Source organism: Planomonospora algeriensis (assembly GCF_977012225.1).
In genome coordinates, this window is the sequence record NZ_CDRNDK010000913.1 from 1 (window position 1) to 1,102 (window position 1,102).

The 1,102-nt window shown below is 76.2% G+C and carries 2 protein-coding genes; both read left to right on the forward strand.

Annotated features, from left to right (window positions below; all coding sequences use genetic code 11):
- The coding region (locus ACWJ6R_RS36850; protein WP_449066628.1) for an ATP-binding domain-containing protein at positions 1–364 on the forward strand (364 nt) is incomplete at its 5' end.
- A 46-nt stretch (positions 365–410) separates the two neighbouring features.
- The coding region (locus tag ACWJ6R_RS36855; RefSeq protein ID WP_449066629.1) for a serine hydrolase domain-containing protein at positions 411–1,102 on the forward strand (692 nt) is incomplete at its 3' end.

The following is a 1,102-nucleotide window of genomic DNA, read 5'->3' on the forward strand; positions in this document are numbered from 1 at the left end:
CGCGTGGGTGCGCGCCCGCATCGGGGAGCTGCCGGACCTGGTCGAGCGGGAGCTGGAGGCGATCGGCGAGGGCCGGCTGGCGGTCATCGTGCCCGCCGCCCGGCACGCCGAGGTCTCCGCCGCCCTGGCGGCGGGCCCTTCGGAGCCGGCCGCGCTGGACCACCCCGTCGCGGTGCTGACGCCCGCCGCCGCCAAGGGGCTGGAGTTCGACGCGGTGATCGTGGTCGAGCCCGCCGAGATCCTGGCCGGCTCCCCCATGGGCGGCCACGACCTGTACGTCGCCGTCACCCGCGCCACCCGCCGGCTGACCGTGCTCTTCGCCGGCGCCCTCCCGCCGATGCTGTCACGGCTGGCCCGCCGCTAACGTGGGCGGTCAGTGACCCAGTCGTCTCACAAGAGGAGCCCCGTCGATGTCACCGGTGCTGGAGGGTACGGCTCGCGCGCTGCTGCGCAGGATCGCGGCCGAGCAGTCCGAGTCGAGGCTGCCGTCGCTGGCGGCGGCCGTGGTGCGCGACGGGGAGATCGCCTGGTTCGGTGCGCGCGGCCGCGTCGACGGGTACGGCGCAGACGGCGGAGACGGTGCGCAGCAGCCCGCCGCGCCCACCGTGCACACCCAGTACCGCATCGGGTCGATCACCAAGAGCATGGTCGCCGTCGTGGTGATGCGGCTGCGCGACGAAGGCCGCCTGGACCTGCTGGACCCGATCGGCAAGCACGTCCCCGGCACGCCCGCGGACGAGGTCACCGTCGCGCAGCTGCTGTCGCACACCTCCGGCCTGACCGCCGAACCGCCCGGCCAGTGGTGGGAGCGCACCCCCGGCATGCCGTTCGCCGAGCTGCTGGCCCTGCTCGGCCCGGAGGCGGCCCGGCACCGGCCCGGCCGCCGCTACCACTACTCCAACCTCGGTTTCGGCCTGCTGGGCGAGCTGGTGGCCCGCCACCGCGGCACCGACTGGGCCGCCGCCGTACGCGAGGAGGTCCTGCGGCCGCTCGGCATGCGCGACACCACGACGCGGCCGCGCGCGCCGCACGCGCGCGGCTACGCCGTCCACCCGTGCGGGCCGACTTGCTGCTGCCCGAGCCCGAGCACCGACGCCGGCGC